A 14,354-nucleotide genomic window follows, 5' to 3' on the forward strand; every position below is an offset into this window, starting at 1 on the left:
AAAGTCAGCAATGGCAAAGCCGAGCATTACTAATAGCCCGAAACTTCTAGTCCTCCAGAGTCAGCTATACTGAAGAGGTACTTTTGTGTAGTAACGTTCAGAAGTGTTCAGATACGGACATACTTCTGTACAGGGATACTTTATAAAAGTTTCTTGTTATGATTGTGCAATGTTGTCAGATTTATTTAGGTGGTTATAGCACCGGGGTTCCACCTCTTACCATTCCGAACAGAGAAGTTAAGCCCGGTCGCGCCGATGGTACTGTCCATAAGACGGGAGAGTAGGTCGCCGCCTTTTTTCAATAAGAGAGACTCCTATCAGAGTAATAATCTGATGGGAGTCTTTTTTGTGTTTGGAGAAGGGATTGACGGTAGCTGCTCATCTATGGCTTGCGTAGTTGCGAGGGGAATAGAACTTATCTGAGTGTGGTGGAGGCTGCTAGAGGAAAGATAAAGAGAGCGAGAGAAGATTGAAGGAATAGCCATTGTTATGTCCTTTTTATCACGATTCTTCCTTCTCTCTCTGTATGCTAAGGGCAGTTAGCTTTCATTCTTCTTTGCTTTTCATCCTATTTCTATTATTTTTGCGTTCGACTATACAAAGTCCCAGTCATTGCCTTTGGGCAATTTCATGAAAGCAAATTTATTCGTATGAATGTAAGTTATAAATGGCTGAAGGAATATGTCGACTTTGATCTTTCGGCTGAAGAATTATCTGCTGCATTAACTTCTATAGGTTTGGAAGTTGGCAGTGTTGAAGAAGTACAATCTATTCGTGGCGGTTTAAAAGGTTTGGTCGTAGGCCATATTCTTTCTTGTGAGCCACATCCTAATTCAGATCATATGCACGTATGTTCTGTTGACTTAGGGCAAGAAGAACCTATCCAAATTGTTTGTGGGGCTGCCAATGTTGCAGCTGGACAGAAAGTTATCGTTGCCACTTTAGGAGCTAAACTTTATGATGGAGATAAAGAGTTTATCATTAAGAAGTCTAAACTGCGTGGTTTAGATTCTTTCGGAATGATTTGTGCTGAAGATGAGATAGGAGTAGGTACAAGTCATGATGGAATTATTGTTTTGCCTGAAGATACAAAAGTTGGAACTCCTGCTGCCGAGTATTTTAACTTGGAGAGTGATTTTCTGCTTGAGGTTGATTTGACGGCAAATCGGATTGATGCGGCATCTCATTATGGTGTTGCTCGCGACCTTTATGCTTGGCTAAAGCGTAATGGTTATAATACAAGTCTTCATCGTCCCAATGTTGATGCTTTTGCAACAGACAATGAAGATTTGACTATTGATATTAAAGTTGAAAATACAGAAGCTTGTCCACGATATTGTGCGGTAACAGTAAAAGACTGCGTTGTCAAGGAAAGTCCTGAGTGGCTGCAAAAGAAGTTGACAACAATAGGCCTTCGTCCTATTAACAATATCGTAGATATCACAAATTATATAATGATGGCTTACGGGCAGCCTCTTCACTGTTTTGATGCAGATATGGTTGAAGGGCAGCAAGTCATTATCAAATCAATGCCAGAAGGAACTCCTTTTGTTACGCTTGATGGAGAAGAACATACTTTGTCTGATCGTGACCTTGCCATCTGCAATACAAAAGAGCCCATGTGCATTGCCGGTGTTTTTGGCGGTAAAGGTAGTGGTACTTATGCCACAACTAAGAACGTGTTGTTTGAAAGTGCTTATTTCAATCCTACCTGGATTCGAAAGAGTGCTCGCCGTCATGGTTTAAGCACTGATGCTAGTTTTCGTTTTGAGCGTGGCATCGATCCCAATGGACAAATTTATGCACTGAAGGCAGCAGCTCTCCTTGCAAAGGAATTGGCTGGAGGTTCTATTAGCATGGAAATTAAAGATGTGGAGGCTAGCGAACTTCCAAAGTATTTCCCTGTAGTCTTAAACTTCCAGTATGTTAATGATTTGGTTGGCAAAGAACTTCCGCGAGAAGTGGTCAAAGAGATCGTTACCAATTTGGAAATGGAGATTGTAGCCGAAAGCGAAACAGAACTCACACTCCACGTTCCTGCTTATCGTGTTGATGTGCAACGTCCTTGCGATGTTGTAGAAGAGATTCTGCGTATTTATGGCTATAATAACATTGAGATACCCTCTACTATGAACTCTTGCCTGACTGTAGAAGGTGAAGCTGATCGTAGTAACAAGTTGCAGAAGCTTATCGCTCAGCAGCTCATAGGCCAAGGCTTCAATGAGATTATGAATAATTCTCTTACCAAAGAAGCTTATTATAATGAGTTGAAGAGTTATCCCAAAGAGCATTTGGTTCATATCATCAATCCTTTGAGCTCAGATTTGAACGTAATGCGCCAGACTTTGCTTTTCGGCGGTTTAGAAAGTCTTTCTCGCAATGTGAATCGCCGTGCCGCCAATCTTCGTTTCTTTGAGTTGGGTAATGTCTACGCTTTCGATGCCAGTCATCGCAAGCAGTTTACAGAAGGAGAGAATCAAACCACCAATGCAAAAGATTTCCAAGATGGAGGAGAACTTGAAAAACTAGCAGAAAAGAATCATATGGCAGCCTATTCAGAAGAGTGTCATTTAGGACTTTGGCTGACTGGTAATCATGTGGAAGGCAGCTGGGCACATCCTAATGAGCCTTCTAGTATTTACGAAATGAAAGCCTATGTCGTGGGTATTCTTCAGCGTCTTGGTGTTCAACTTGGAGGCTTGCTCATTCAAGATGGTACTGCTGATATTTTCAGCAAGAGCCTGCAAGTGGCAGACCGCAACGGAAAGGTGTTACTTGAGTTCGGTATTGTTGCAAAGAAACTTACTGCCGCGCAAGGTTTAGAGAATGAAGTCTACTTTGCCGACCTCAATTGGAAAGAGCTGATGAAGAAGACTCGCAAGAATAAAGTCGAATTCACAGAGATTAGCAAATACCCAGCTGTTAGCCGTGACCTTGCTCTGCTTGTCAATAAGGAAGTTCAGTTCAAACAGATTGAAGATATTGCTTATAAGGCAGATAAGAAATTGCTAAAGAAAGTAACCCTCTTCGATGTTTATGAAGGAAAGAATCTTGAGGAAGGCAAGAAGAGCTATGCTGTTAATTTCACTTTGCAAGACGAGACGAAGACGATGAACGATAAGCAAGTCGATGCTGTCATGAATAAGATTATCACGAGTTTGCAGAAGCAGTTAGACGCTAAATTGAGATAAGTAATAACAGCACTGGAGCTATCAGTTGTGTGAGTATTATGCCACAAAAGACATTCTCTAGAATTCAAACTTCAAAAATAAAAATAACAAAAAATATAGATTCCCATGGGAAGAGCATTTGAATATCGTAAGGCATCTAAGATGAAGAGATGGGGCCATATGGCTCGTACGTTTACAAAAATCGGCAAGCAGATTGCTATTGCTGTAAAGGCGGGTGGCCCAGAACCTGAAAACAATCCTACATTGCGTGCTATCATCGCTAACGCGAAGCGCGAGAATATGCCGAAGGACAATATCGAGCGCGCCATTAAGAACGCAATGGGTAAAGACCAGAGCGACTACAAGACAATGACCTACGAAGGCTATGGCCCTCATGGTGTTGCCATCTTCGTTGATACGCTGACCGACAACACCACTCGCACAGTGGGCGATGTTCGCAGTGTCTTCAATAAGTTTAATGGCAACCTTGGCACAATGGGTTCTTTGGCTTTCCTCTTCGATCATAAGGCCGTTTTCACCATCAAGCGTAAAGAAGGACTTGATATGGACGAACTCATCCTCGACCTTATTGACTATGGTGTAGAGGACGAATTCGATGAAGACCCTGAAGAGGACAGCATCACTATTTATGGTGATCCGAAGAGCTTCGGCGAAATTCAAAAACATCTTGAAGAAGCAGGTTTCGAAGTGATAGGTGCTGAATTTACCTATATCCCCAATGACCTGAAAGAAATAACCCCTGAAGAGCGTGAAACCATTGATAAGATGGTAGAGAAACTTGAAGATTTCGACGACGTTCAGACGGTTTATACAAATATGAAGCCAGCAGAAGAAGCTGCTGAGTAAGATTTTTACTATAAAGAGAGCAACAGGACTGGGCGCAAAATCCCTCTTGTTGTTTTCTTTTTTTTATTACTGCAAGACACATAAGGATTTATGCGCATACTCCTCTTAGGTGATTATAGCAACGTACACGCTACGCTGGCTGCGGGATTGCGCGAACTAGGCCATGATGTAACGGTGGCTTCCGATGGTGATGGTTGGAAAAACTATCCGCGCGATATCGACCTTCGTCGTCCATCCCTCTCTCGTTGGAGCAGTTTGCGCTATTATTTTGAACTCCAGTGGAAATGCCGCAAGTTCAGGGATTATGATGTTGTCCAACTCATCAATCCTGTATTCTTACCACTTAGAGGAGAGCGTATTCTGCCATTCTATCAAGATTTGCGGCGATATAATAAGAAAGTTTTTATGGGAGCTTTTGGTATGGACCATTACTACGTTCGTGCCTGTCTCGATTGTAAGACTTTCCGTTATAGTGATTTTAATTTTGGCAACCAACTGCGCCACAATTCTGATAACAACGTTTGGATTCGCGATTGGCTTTATGGGACTAAAGGCCTTCTTAATCGTCAAATTGCGACCGATTGTGATGGTATTATTGCAGGCTTATATGAGTACTATGCCAGCTATCGGCGCGAATTTGCTGACAAACTCCGATTCATCCCTTTCCCTATTCGTGTGGATGAATCCCCTTTAAGTGTTCATCAGCCTCTTCGTTTTTTCATTGGTATTCAAAAGTCGCGTAGTGTCTACAAAGGTACGGATATTATGTTGCGTGCATTAGAGCGTGTAGCTCAGCGTTATCCTAATGATATGGAAATAGTGCGTGTCGAGTCTGTTCCTTTTGACGAATACATCCGTCTTTTCAACAGCTCAGATGTTTTGCTTGATCAGCTTTATTCCTATACGCCTGCAATGAATGCCCTTGAAGCCATGTCGCATGGTATGATCATTGTGGGCGGAGCTGAACCTGAAAACTATGCCATTCTTGGTGATACAGATTTGAAACCCATTGTTAATGTACAGCCCAATGAAGACGATGTTTATCGCCAACTCTGTCTTTTAATGGAGCGAAAAGCTGATATTCTTCAGTTAAAATCTGATAGCCGTGAATACATTCGTCGCTATCACGACCATCTAAAAGTTGCTCGTCAATATCTCGACTTTTGGGGTGAGTAGCAGCTGAATATAGGATAAAATCAAATAGCTACTGGTTTATTCCTTTAATGAAAAATCTCCTCCCATCATTACGGATGGGAGGAGATTTAATATTTTAACTCAGGGAAAAGAAGCTTTAAGGTACATAGAAGCAGAATTTAGCATTGCTATCATATGAATCATCACTATAAAAGATTGAACTTCCCTGTGTTAGGACAAAATCCCCTCCAGCAAGCCATTCGTCTTCACTGCCTATCTTGCAAGTTCTCATATCATCAAGGTCTACACGAGTATAACTCCCTACCTTCAGACTATTAACGCTCTTATACACAGTGCCATCCGCATTGTAAGTAACAGCACTGAAGGTCATAGATGGATAAGTTCCTTCTATCTTATATTCCAATACATACATTTTTCCATATCGGCCATCTCTGGTTTTGTAAACCAATAGCTTATTTGCATCTAAATCCGTAGGTTTTACATGTATATAGTCCATTGCTGCCTCTTTACCTATAATATCATTTAACTCGATATCATTAAAGATTTCAAGAGGTGTTCCCACACCGCCTCCAATTTTGTTTTTTAGTTCTTTGAGTTTCTGAATAATCTGTGCAAGGGCTGCGGCAGCACTGGTGTTGCCACTGTTCACGGCTGCTATAAGAGCGTTGATGGCGGCTGTCGTGTTGTTGATAGCTTCGACGATGCTGGCCTGTCCCGTGCCGAGTGCCTCAATCTGCGCTTTCATCGCATTAAGTGCGGTCGTCACGGCGTCGAACTTGTCGCTGTAGTTCGGCATCGCCTTGATGGCGGCCTCGATGGCAGCGAGCTTGTCGCCGTAGTCGGGCAGGTTTTCGATGGCCGTCTTGATAGCGGCAAGCTGCGAGCTGTAGTCGGGCAACGCCTTGATGGCTGCTTCGATGAGATCGAGTTTGGCCTCGAGCGAGAGAGTCTGCGCCTTAATGGCCGCCTCAATGAGGGCGAGTTTGCTCTGGAGCGTGGTGTTCACGTTGTTGATAGCCTCGGTGATGGCTTCTACCTTCGTCTCCATGCTGCCTTGCAAGTTGTTGATAGCTGTGATGAGTTTGTCTGCCATTTCCTCCTGTTTGAGGGTCTGGTTCTTGATGGCTGTCTCCAAGAGGGTGAGCTTGCTCTCGAGGGTGAGGGTCTGCGCCTTCATGGCTGCCTCGATGGCCGTGAGCTTGGTCTCGAGCGTGGCGTTCACGGAGGTGAGTACATCGATGATGGCTTGCAACTTGGTCTTCTGATCAGTGTTCATCTTATCGATAGTTTCGGTGAGCTTCTTGATGGCCTCCTCGTTCTTTAGGAAGCCGTTGTTGATGGCCTCCACCACCTTGGTGAAGTCGTTGATGACCGACACATTCATCGTGTAGTTTATTTCAGGGGCATCTTCCTGACATGCTGTGAAGATAGCCGGCGTTGCCAACAGCATTGTGATGGCAAACATAATGGATTGAATACGTTTCATATTACTTTGATTTAAATGTTTATTCAATAAAATCTTTGGGACTTACTTTTCTACTTTGATTGTAACCCTTCTTCCTTCGGCTGTGGGTTTTCCGTCGCGCTCGCCGATGGCAATTTGAGGGGTGATGTCTGCTTTTGCAATGCCTTCTTTGACGAGTGCTTTGATCACCTGTTCCAATCGTTTCTCAGAGAGGCGTTGGTTGTAGTCAGCTTGTCCTGGCGTACTGGCTTCAGCCACAAGGGCGAGTTTCTGTCCTTTCACGCTCTGGGCAAACATTTTCAGACGATAGGCTTCTTCACGGCTCATTTTGAAAGAATCGTTTGCAAACTGCACAAAGTGGGAGATTTCTTCTACCTTGACTATGTGTTCTGGGGCTTTATTCTTGCACTCAGAGAGTTTGCGTTGCAATTCTGCATTTTCGCGTTCCAAACGCTGGCGTTCTGCAGCCTCGCGGGCAGCTCGTTCTCGTTCGACTGCAGTAGTTTGTCGAAGCTCGTTGATACGATTGTTGAGTGAAGAGATTTCCCCGTCGTAGAAAGTCTTCAGTCCCTTTGCTCGGCTCGGTACGAAATTGTAGCGAACAGTGGCAAGGCCTGCGATGAGATTCTTCGGAGCTATGTCCTTGCGCTTGATGAGCCAGTCCATTTCTCCTTTTAGTCCAATGGTGAAGCGGCGAGTTACATCTGCCTCGAAGTGTAAGCTTGCAGGAATGTAGAAGTTGTCGAAGTTCTCGTGGCGGTTCGTTGTGCGAACATTGCCTGTGATGGTCACTTCGGAATCGTTGCTGATGCTTGTACCTTCTCCGATAGGCGTAGTCTGTCCACCTTGTGTCTTGGTATTGCTAAAGAAGATGCCGTGCTCATTGCCCTTGGCTGTTGTATAACCGATTCCCGTACTAATCCAAATGTTGAACCACTGTGCGCGGCGGCGCGGCCAAAGTTCCATAGCGTTGAAACCAACGCCCAACTTTGCGTTGTGGTAGTTCATCAGATAGTTGCCATACGCCTTAATGGGCATCGTTGTGGGATCAAGCTTGGAGAAGCGTTGCTCCCGGCGATAGCGCGACCAAAGATATTCAGCTCCTACGCGCACCCAAGGACGAATCGTAAAGTCAACGCCACCTCCTACTGCGGGAGATTGATTATAGCTTTTTTTAGCGTTGATGTTCTGATACCATACATCTGTGGACCATGACAATCCGCCTTCGGCATAGATGCTCCAGGTGCGGGTGCGAAGCTCACTGTTTTGATTCTGTGGAGGCAGTGTTCTCTTTCCATCGTTCGTCTGTGCTAATGCACTGACGGATAGCGTTGAGAAAAACAGAACACTGAGCCCCATCTTTGTCCATCTGCCGCTGAGCGGCGGGATGAGCGGTTTGGTTTGTCGGTTGTTCATGAGGTTCAAGGTGCCTCCCGTTACAACTCCTTCCAGGAGCAACGCCGTATCGGAGGCTGGGGCGTTGAGGTTAGTAAATGCTTCTTTTGTAGTAAGTATCGTTTTAAGCGATAAAAGATATTTGTGATCTACTGCCATAAATGGGCTACTTCTTTTCGGGGGGCTTCTCTTTCATAATAGGAGGTTTATTTTTAGGAGGTTTTTTCTCCTTTATTAGTCCACGCTGGTCAAATTCAAAGCTAATCAACTCATGAATGGTTTCGAACAGTTGGAAAATATCTTCCGAATACTGCATACTCCGCCTTTGTTTTGGCGTAGGTTTATTTTTAGTCCGTTCCGCCATGATACCTTTTTTTATTCCTTGACTTATGAGGCAAAATTATGGGTATATTCATTGGTATAATTATCATTATCGGACAAAATTTCTGTCAAAATCGGACTTTTTTCATTTTACGTACCTGTCAAAATCGGACATATTTGAGTTTAAATCTATTGACTATTAAGTGATTATTACTGACAGGTTCTTTAAATTTTATCTTGATGTGTTTTTTAGAAAAATAATGGCAATGAAATGTATAAATCATTGGAAAGAGCATCACTTTTGATGTGTTTTTCCGTATAAAGAAGCGTATTTTCTTTATCATAGTTTCAGCTTTCTGCATCTTTGTGTCTATTCTTCGAGAGTATGATAAAGGAAAAAAGCAGTAATGCAGAAGGTTGAGAATTTCCTTATTGTGTCGGCTGACGCAATAAGGATGTCAGCTGACAGCCTTATTGTATAAAAAAATAGCCTTATTGTATTTTTTGAACGCAATAAGGCTATTTGTCTATAGGGTTGGAGTATTTATTTATATGTTGTCTTTTGCAGCAGCGTAAGCTCGTGGCCAGTCGGTGTTGAGGGAGAAAGGCGTGAGCTGGTTACCTTCCAAGATGTAGGAGTCGGTTGTTTCTGTGTCCGTATCATCGAAGAGCGGGTTGCTCTTGCTGGCATCCATAAACAGCATAATCTTGGCTTTCTTCTTCTCGCTGTCCTGCTTTTTGCTCTTGAGGATTTCATCGAAGAAGAGGGTGATAAATTCGGACATATAATAGGCCTGTGTGTTCAGAAACTGATCCGTCACTTCGGGCATAGTTTCCAGGGCTTTCTTGCGCAGATATATCAATGCCGTTTGCTTGAATTGTGCGATGCGTGTTTGCGTAAAACCACTTGTGGGTGACTGAACAGTGTGGGTGGCATTATTCAGTACGTAATTGTACACTTCCTGGGCTTTTGCGGTTGCAACAATGCTGAGAAGAAAGAGAAAAATTAGTGATTTTTTCAACATAGTAGTTAATCAGACTTTCTTATTAGTTTTTGCCAAAGCTGCAGCCAATCGTTGCTGTGGGCCAGTAAGACCAGAACTCACTCGATTTTGATTGTGATTGACAAATGATTTCCACGAGCGAGGAGCTCCTTCGGTGCGATTTTCATGGCCCGACTGCAAATAGTGGCAATATGCGGCGGCGAGTGCATCAGTGGCGTCGAGATAGGAGAGCATCTGTTCATCGCGCAGATGGAGCATACGCTTCATCATCTCAGCCACTTGCTCCTTTGAAGCCTGCCCGTTGCCCGTGATGGCCTGCTTAATTTTTAGTGGGGCATATTCGTAGATCGGTATCTGCCGACTCATGGCCGCTGCAATGGCAACGCCTTGTGCTCGCCCAAGTTTGAGCATACTTTGCACATTCTTTCCAAAAAAAGGAGCTTCGATGGCCAGCTCATCGGGTAGGTAGGAATCTATAATACCTTGTATGCGCTCATAGATACGACCTAGTTTCAGATAGATATCTGCCACTTTGTGAAGATCAATAATGCCCATAGCCAGCATTTCCACTTTGCGCCCCTGCTTTCGAATAATGCCATAGCCAAGAAAGTTGGTACCAGGATCGATACCAAGAATCACTCTGTCGGGGCTGTCAAGAGTAGAAATGGGTAGAGAAGTTATGGGCATAATTATGTGGATTCTGGAGCAAATATAGTGTATTACGTCTGAAAAAGTGTGATTTATAATGCTAAATAACCTTATTATTAAGATAAATTCCTATCTTCGCTTCCTATACCAAATTAAAATTGAGATTATGAAGAAAGTTTTATTCTTATTTTCAATACTTTTGGCAGCCGTATTCCAAAGCCTGAATGCGCAGGCTGTGATTAAGTTCGATAAGACAACGCATAACTTTGGAACTTTTTCTATATCCAAACCGCAGACGGTTACGTTCTCTTTTACGAATACGGGTGACAAACCGCTGGTGATTCAGCAAGCGTTTAGCAGTTGCGGGTGCACCGTGGCCGATTTCACTAAGCAACCCATAGAGCCAGGCAAGAAAGGTGAAGTGAAGGTTACTTATGATGGTAAGAATACGTATGCAGGTCCATTTAAGAAACCTGTGACGGTTCGTTCCAATGCTTCAAATAGTTTGGTGCGTATATATATAGAAGGAACCACTCAAGAAGATAAGTAGAGAAACCGATGAATCATTTAGTCATTATGGCAGGCGGCGTTGGTAGCCGCTTTTGGCCGCTGAGTAGTGAGGCTGTTCCAAAGCAATTCTTGGATGTGTTGGGCTGTGGCAAGACTTTGATCCAGCTGACAGTTGATAGATTTAAGGACATAGTACCGATGGAGAACATCTGGATTGTTACCTCGGAAAAGTACAAAGCAACTATTGCTGAGCAATTACCCGAAGTGCCTGTCGCAAATGTGCTTTTCGAGCCGTGTCGCCGCAACACTGCTCCGTGCATTTGCTATGTATCCTACAAAATCAAGAAGCGCGATCCGCGTGCTAATATTGTGGTAACGCCTAGCGACCATGTGGTGCTCGATTCCTCAACTTTCCGCAGCATCGTAGAGAATGCTATGGAGTTTTCGGCTGAGACCGACGCCATAGTAACCCTCGGGATGCGCCCTACGCGCCCCGAAACGGGATACGGCTATATCAAGGCTGATTTGACCTTCTCTTCCAGTAGGAAAAAGGATATTTTCCGTGTCGACTCTTTTAAAGAAAAACCCAATCTCGAACTGGCTGAGGAATATGTGAAGCATGATAACTATTTGTGGAATTCAGGAATCTTCATCTGGAGCGTATCTACAATTATCAATGCTTTCCGCGTTTACGAGCCCGATATGTCGAAAGCCTTCGAACGTTTAACTCCTGTTTACGACACGGCAGAAGAACAAGAACGTATCAATGAACTCTATCCGTCGCTTGAGAATATCAGTGTGGACTATGCCATTTTGGAAAAGGCAGAAGAAATCTTTGTCTGTCCAGCTTCGTTCGGTTGGAGCGACCTCGGCACATGGACGTCTCTTCGTGACAATAGCCAGAAGGACCGATATGGCAATGCCGGAATAGGACAGGACATAAATTTCTACGATAGTTTCAACTGCGTGGTGCATGCTGAGAAGTTGAAGAAAGTAGTAGTACAAGGCTTGGATGGCTATGTTGTTGCCGAGCGCAATGGTACACTGCTGATTTGTAAACTAAGCGAAGAACAACGCATTAAATTATTCCACGATTGAAAAAAGGCCGTATAAAAAATGAGTCGTTAGACAGACAGACCAAAACATACGAGAAATCTGATACGAGTTGCGAGGCATTGCTTGGTAACTCGTTTCTTTTCTCCTCGAAGTTTGCCAGCGTGTTGCTGAAGTGGTATGAGGAGCACAAACGCTCTTTGCCGTGGCGCGACACGAAAGACCCTTATCGCATTTGGATTTCTGAAATCATCTTGCAACAAACGCGAGTGGTGCAGGGGTATGACTATTATTTGCGTTTCTTAGAGCGCTTCCCCGATGTCTTTGTTTTAGCTGCCGCCAGTGAGGATGAAGTGATGCAGCAGTGGCAGGGACTGGGCTATTACTCCCGTGCGCGAAATCTTCATGCAGCAGCAAAAACAATTGCGGCTCTCGGACATTTTCCTACAACCTATGAAGAAATTCGCACACTAAAAGGGGTAGGAGATTACACGGCGGCTGCCATTTCTTCCTTTGCTTTCGGATTGCCTACAGCCGTTGTCGATGGAAATGTTTACCGCGTATTGGCACGCCATTTTGGGATTTTCACCCCTATAGATACAACAATGGGAAAAAGAGTCTTTCGCGAGTTGGCACAACAACTGCTTGATGAGCAACATCCGGGAGATTACAACCAAGCTCTTATGGATTTTGGCGCATTGCAGTGTACTCCGCAGAGCCCTCAGTGTACAGATTGTCCGTTGGCTAATACTTGTGTGGCTTTCTCTACAACTTCTGTTGATCAACTTCCTGTGAAGTCAAAAAAAACGGAAGTAAAAACGCGTTATTTTGTGTATCTCTATATTCGATGTGAGGGGAAAATTCTTTTGCATCGTAGAGGTGCGGGCGATATTTGGCAAGGTCTCTACGAACCACCTTTGTTTGAGTTTAACCACAAGGTAGAATTCGATGAAGTAGTCCGTTCTGCTGATCTGCCTTTGGATTCTCGCTACCGTTTGGTGGCAGAAGGTGTGAAGCACGTCTTGACCCATCGTGTTTTGCTGGCTGATTGTTACGAAGTGAACGTGCCTGCTGAGGCATTTTCCATTCTAATTGAGCGCGGTTATACCGTTGTTGAAGAGAAAGTGCGCAGTGAGTTTGCTGCTCCTCGACTTGTCACGCGCCTTTATTCCATGCTCTGAGTGAATCTCTTTATCCTCAAACGGATGGTTTCAAAACACGATGACAATAGAACTATATCTTTCTGCAAACAGGAGTCAATTCTGTGGTTTTCGCTATAATTGTGTATCTTTGCAATAGATTACATATATACTAATGAGTCGAAAGAAAAAGCCGCTTCCTTTATTGGAGCAAATCGAAATAACCGATGTGGCAGCTGAGGGAAAAGCCTTAGCGCGCGTTGATGGGATGGTAATTTTTGTTCCTTATGTTGTACCTGGAGATGTTGTAGACTTGCAGCTAACGAGAAAGAAGCATTCTTATGCTGAAGCCGAAGCTGTTAAAATTTATAAGTATTCTGAGAAGCGTTGCGAGCCTTTTTGCAAGCACTATGGTGTTTGTGGCGGTTGCAAATGGGAGATTCTTCCCTACGAGGAGCAACTTACCTACAAACAGCAGCAGGTGACAGATGTCTTGACCCGTATTGGCAAAGTGGAACTTCCCGAGATTTCTCCGATACTCGGCAGCAAGCACATTAAGCAATACCGCAACAAATTGGAGTTTGGCTTTTCCAATAAAAAATGGTTGACGAAAGAGCAGATTTCTTCGGGTGAGACATTCGAGAATATGAATGCCGCAGGTTTTCATATCCCTGGAGCTTTTGATAAGATACTCGACATTGACGAATGCTGGCTTATGGAAGACATTAACAACCGTTTGCGCAATGGTATCCGCCAGTACGCTTTTGATAATGCCTTGACATTCTTCGATCTCCGCAAGCAGGAAGGCCTTTTGCGCAACATGATGATTCGCACATCGGTCACGGGCGAGGTGATGTTAGTCGTGCAATTCTGTTTGAAAGATGCCGACGATCAGCCAAAGGCTATGGCACTGATGGAGTGGATACACGTCAACTTCCCTGAGGTTTCTTCTCTCTTGTGGGTGGACAATCAGAAATGTAATGATACGATTGGCGACTTAGACATTCAGATCTACGCTGGCCACGACTATATCTACGAAACGATGGAGGATCTTCGTTTCAAAGTAGGACCGAAGAGCTTCTATCAAACGAATACGGAACAGGCCTATGAACTTTATAAAGTGGCGCGCAACTTTGCTGGATTGACTGGTAAAGAACTTGTCTACGATCTTTATACGGGTACGGGAACGATTGCCAACTTTGTGGCTCATCAGGCGCGGCAGGTAATCGGGATTGAGTACGTTCCAGAGGCTATTGAAGACGCGAAAGTGAACGCAGCCTTAAACAAACTCGACAACACGCTCTTTTTTGCGGGCGATATGAAGGATGTTCTGAACGATGACTTCATTGAGCAATACGGTCGGCCTGATGTGATTATCACCGATCCACCGCGCGCGGGAATGCACGCAGATGTTGTCAATGTGATTCTCAATGCTGCTCCAGAACGCATCGTTTATGTCAGCTGCAATCCGGCTACGCAGGCGCGCGATCTCCAATTGCTGGATGAAAAATATAAGGTTGTCAAGGTACAGCCTGTAGATATGTTCCCCCACACACAGCATGTGGAAAATGTTGTCTTACTAACTCGAAAATAAGATAAGGGTCGTGGTAAATGACTTCTTCTTGTC

12 protein-coding genes and 1 rRNA gene are annotated in these 14,354 nt (G+C 44.0%); 8 read left to right on the plus strand and 5 right to left on the minus strand.

Annotated elements, in window-relative coordinates; genetic code table 11:
- Positions 1 to 185: 185 nt before the first annotated feature.
- The 4 genes from rrf to FHS60_RS00020 all read left to right on the plus strand — a co-directional run bounded on the left by rrf (position 186) and on the right by FHS60_RS00020 (position 5,213).
- Positions 186 to 297: ribosomal RNA gene (rrf, locus tag FHS60_RS00005) — 5S ribosomal RNA — on the plus strand.
- A gap of 353 nt (positions 298 to 650) precedes the next feature.
- Positions 651 to 3,191: a phenylalanine--tRNA ligase subunit beta gene (pheT, locus tag FHS60_RS00010; RefSeq protein ID WP_183693274.1), complete on the plus strand. Its 2,541-nt coding sequence runs from the start codon at positions 651 to 653 to the stop codon at positions 3,189 to 3,191.
- A gap of 105 nt (positions 3,192 to 3,296) precedes the next feature.
- Complete coding sequence (locus tag FHS60_RS00015; RefSeq protein ID WP_183693277.1) at positions 3,297 to 4,037, plus strand: YebC/PmpR family DNA-binding transcriptional regulator; 741 nt, start codon at positions 3,297 to 3,299, stop codon at positions 4,035 to 4,037.
- 90 nt (positions 4,038 to 4,127) lie between these two features.
- Positions 4,128 to 5,213 (plus strand): glycosyltransferase family protein, encoded by a 1,086-nt coding sequence (locus FHS60_RS00020; protein ID WP_183693280.1) that lies wholly within the window; start codon positions 4,128 to 4,130, stop codon positions 5,211 to 5,213.
- 115 nt (positions 5,214 to 5,328) lie between these two features.
- Here the strand turns inward: FHS60_RS00020 and FHS60_RS00025 are convergent, their stop codons facing one another.
- The 5 genes from FHS60_RS00025 to ruvC form a co-directional block, all read right to left on the minus strand.
- Positions 5,329 to 6,678 carry a coiled-coil domain-containing protein gene (locus FHS60_RS00025; protein ID WP_244957377.1) on the minus strand — a complete coding sequence of 450 codons (1,350 nt, stop codon included), beginning with the start codon at positions 6,676 to 6,678 and terminating at the stop codon, positions 5,329 to 5,331.
- 42 nt (positions 6,679 to 6,720) lie between these two features.
- On the minus strand, positions 6,721 to 8,211 hold the full coding sequence (locus tag FHS60_RS00030) for a hypothetical protein (protein ID WP_244957378.1): 1,491 nt from the start codon (positions 8,209 to 8,211) through the stop codon (positions 6,721 to 6,723).
- A gap of 7 nt (positions 8,212 to 8,218) precedes the next feature.
- Complete coding sequence (locus FHS60_RS00035) at positions 8,219 to 8,416, minus strand: hypothetical protein (protein WP_183693283.1); 198 nt, start codon at positions 8,414 to 8,416, stop codon at positions 8,219 to 8,221.
- A gap of 505 nt (positions 8,417 to 8,921) precedes the next feature.
- Positions 8,922 to 9,398, minus strand: coding sequence for a hypothetical protein (locus tag FHS60_RS00040; RefSeq protein WP_183693286.1), 477 nt, complete (start codon positions 9,396 to 9,398; stop codon positions 8,922 to 8,924).
- A 9-nt stretch (positions 9,399 to 9,407) separates the two neighbouring features.
- Complete coding sequence (gene ruvC / locus FHS60_RS00045) at positions 9,408 to 10,064, minus strand: crossover junction endodeoxyribonuclease RuvC (RefSeq protein ID WP_183693289.1); 657 nt, start codon at positions 10,062 to 10,064, stop codon at positions 9,408 to 9,410.
- 127 nt (positions 10,065 to 10,191) lie between these two features.
- Between ruvC and FHS60_RS00050 the strand changes: the two genes are divergently transcribed.
- The 4 genes from FHS60_RS00050 to rlmD all read left to right on the plus strand — a co-directional run bounded on the left by FHS60_RS00050 (position 10,192) and on the right by rlmD (position 14,321).
- Positions 10,192 to 10,575, plus strand: coding sequence for a DUF1573 domain-containing protein (locus FHS60_RS00050; RefSeq protein WP_183693292.1), 384 nt, complete (start codon positions 10,192 to 10,194; stop codon positions 10,573 to 10,575).
- Between the two features lie 8 nt (positions 10,576 to 10,583).
- Positions 10,584 to 11,633, plus strand: coding sequence for a mannose-1-phosphate guanylyltransferase (locus tag FHS60_RS00055; protein WP_183693295.1), 1,050 nt, complete (start codon positions 10,584 to 10,586; stop codon positions 11,631 to 11,633).
- A gap of 119 nt (positions 11,634 to 11,752) precedes the next feature.
- Positions 11,753 to 12,769 carry an A/G-specific adenine glycosylase gene (mutY, locus tag FHS60_RS00060; RefSeq protein WP_183694304.1) on the plus strand — a complete coding sequence of 339 codons (1,017 nt, stop codon included), beginning with the start codon at positions 11,753 to 11,755 and terminating at the stop codon, positions 12,767 to 12,769.
- A gap of 133 nt (positions 12,770 to 12,902) precedes the next feature.
- The gene (rlmD, locus tag FHS60_RS00065; RefSeq protein ID WP_183693297.1) at positions 12,903 to 14,321 is read left to right on the plus strand and encodes a 23S rRNA (uracil(1939)-C(5))-methyltransferase RlmD; all 1,419 of its coding nucleotides are present in this window, start codon (positions 12,903 to 12,905) and stop codon (positions 14,319 to 14,321) included.
- Positions 14,322 to 14,354: the final 33 nt, after the last annotated feature.

Origin of the sequence: Alloprevotella rava (assembly GCF_014195585.1) — a bacterium.
GTDB classification, from domain to species: Bacteria; Bacteroidota; Bacteroidia; order Bacteroidales; family Bacteroidaceae; genus Alloprevotella; species Alloprevotella rava.

Bases quoted from the DNA above. Each gene is read 5' to 3' on its own strand.
- FHS60_RS00020 (WP_183693280.1), top strand. From the start codon at position 4,128: ATGCGCATACTCCTCTTAGGTGATTATAGCAACGTACACGCTACGCTG.
- FHS60_RS00030 (WP_244957378.1), bottom strand. From the start codon at position 8,211: ATGGCAGTAGATCACAAATATCTTTTATCGCTTAAAACGATACTTACT.
- rlmD (WP_183693297.1), top strand. From the start codon at position 12,903: ATGAGTCGAAAGAAAAAGCCGCTTCCTTTATTGGAGCAAATCGAAATA.
- pheT (WP_183693274.1), top strand. From the start codon at position 651: ATGAATGTAAGTTATAAATGGCTGAAGGAATATGTCGACTTTGATCTT.
- FHS60_RS00050 (WP_183693292.1), top strand. From the start codon at position 10,192: ATGAAGAAAGTTTTATTCTTATTTTCAATACTTTTGGCAGCCGTATTC.
- FHS60_RS00040 (WP_183693286.1), bottom strand. From the start codon at position 9,398: ATGTTGAAAAAATCACTAATTTTTCTCTTTCTTCTCAGCATTGTTGCA.
- FHS60_RS00035 (WP_183693283.1), bottom strand. From the start codon at position 8,416: ATGGCGGAACGGACTAAAAATAAACCTACGCCAAAACAAAGGCGGAGT.
- FHS60_RS00025 (WP_244957377.1), bottom strand. From the start codon at position 6,678: ATGAAACGTATTCAATCCATTATGTTTGCCATCACAATGCTGTTGGCA.
- FHS60_RS00015 (WP_183693277.1), top strand. From the start codon at position 3,297: ATGGGAAGAGCATTTGAATATCGTAAGGCATCTAAGATGAAGAGATGG.
- ruvC (WP_183693289.1), bottom strand. From the start codon at position 10,064: ATGCCCATAACTTCTCTACCCATTTCTACTCTTGACAGCCCCGACAGA.
- FHS60_RS00055 (WP_183693295.1), top strand. From the start codon at position 10,584: ATGAATCATTTAGTCATTATGGCAGGCGGCGTTGGTAGCCGCTTTTGG.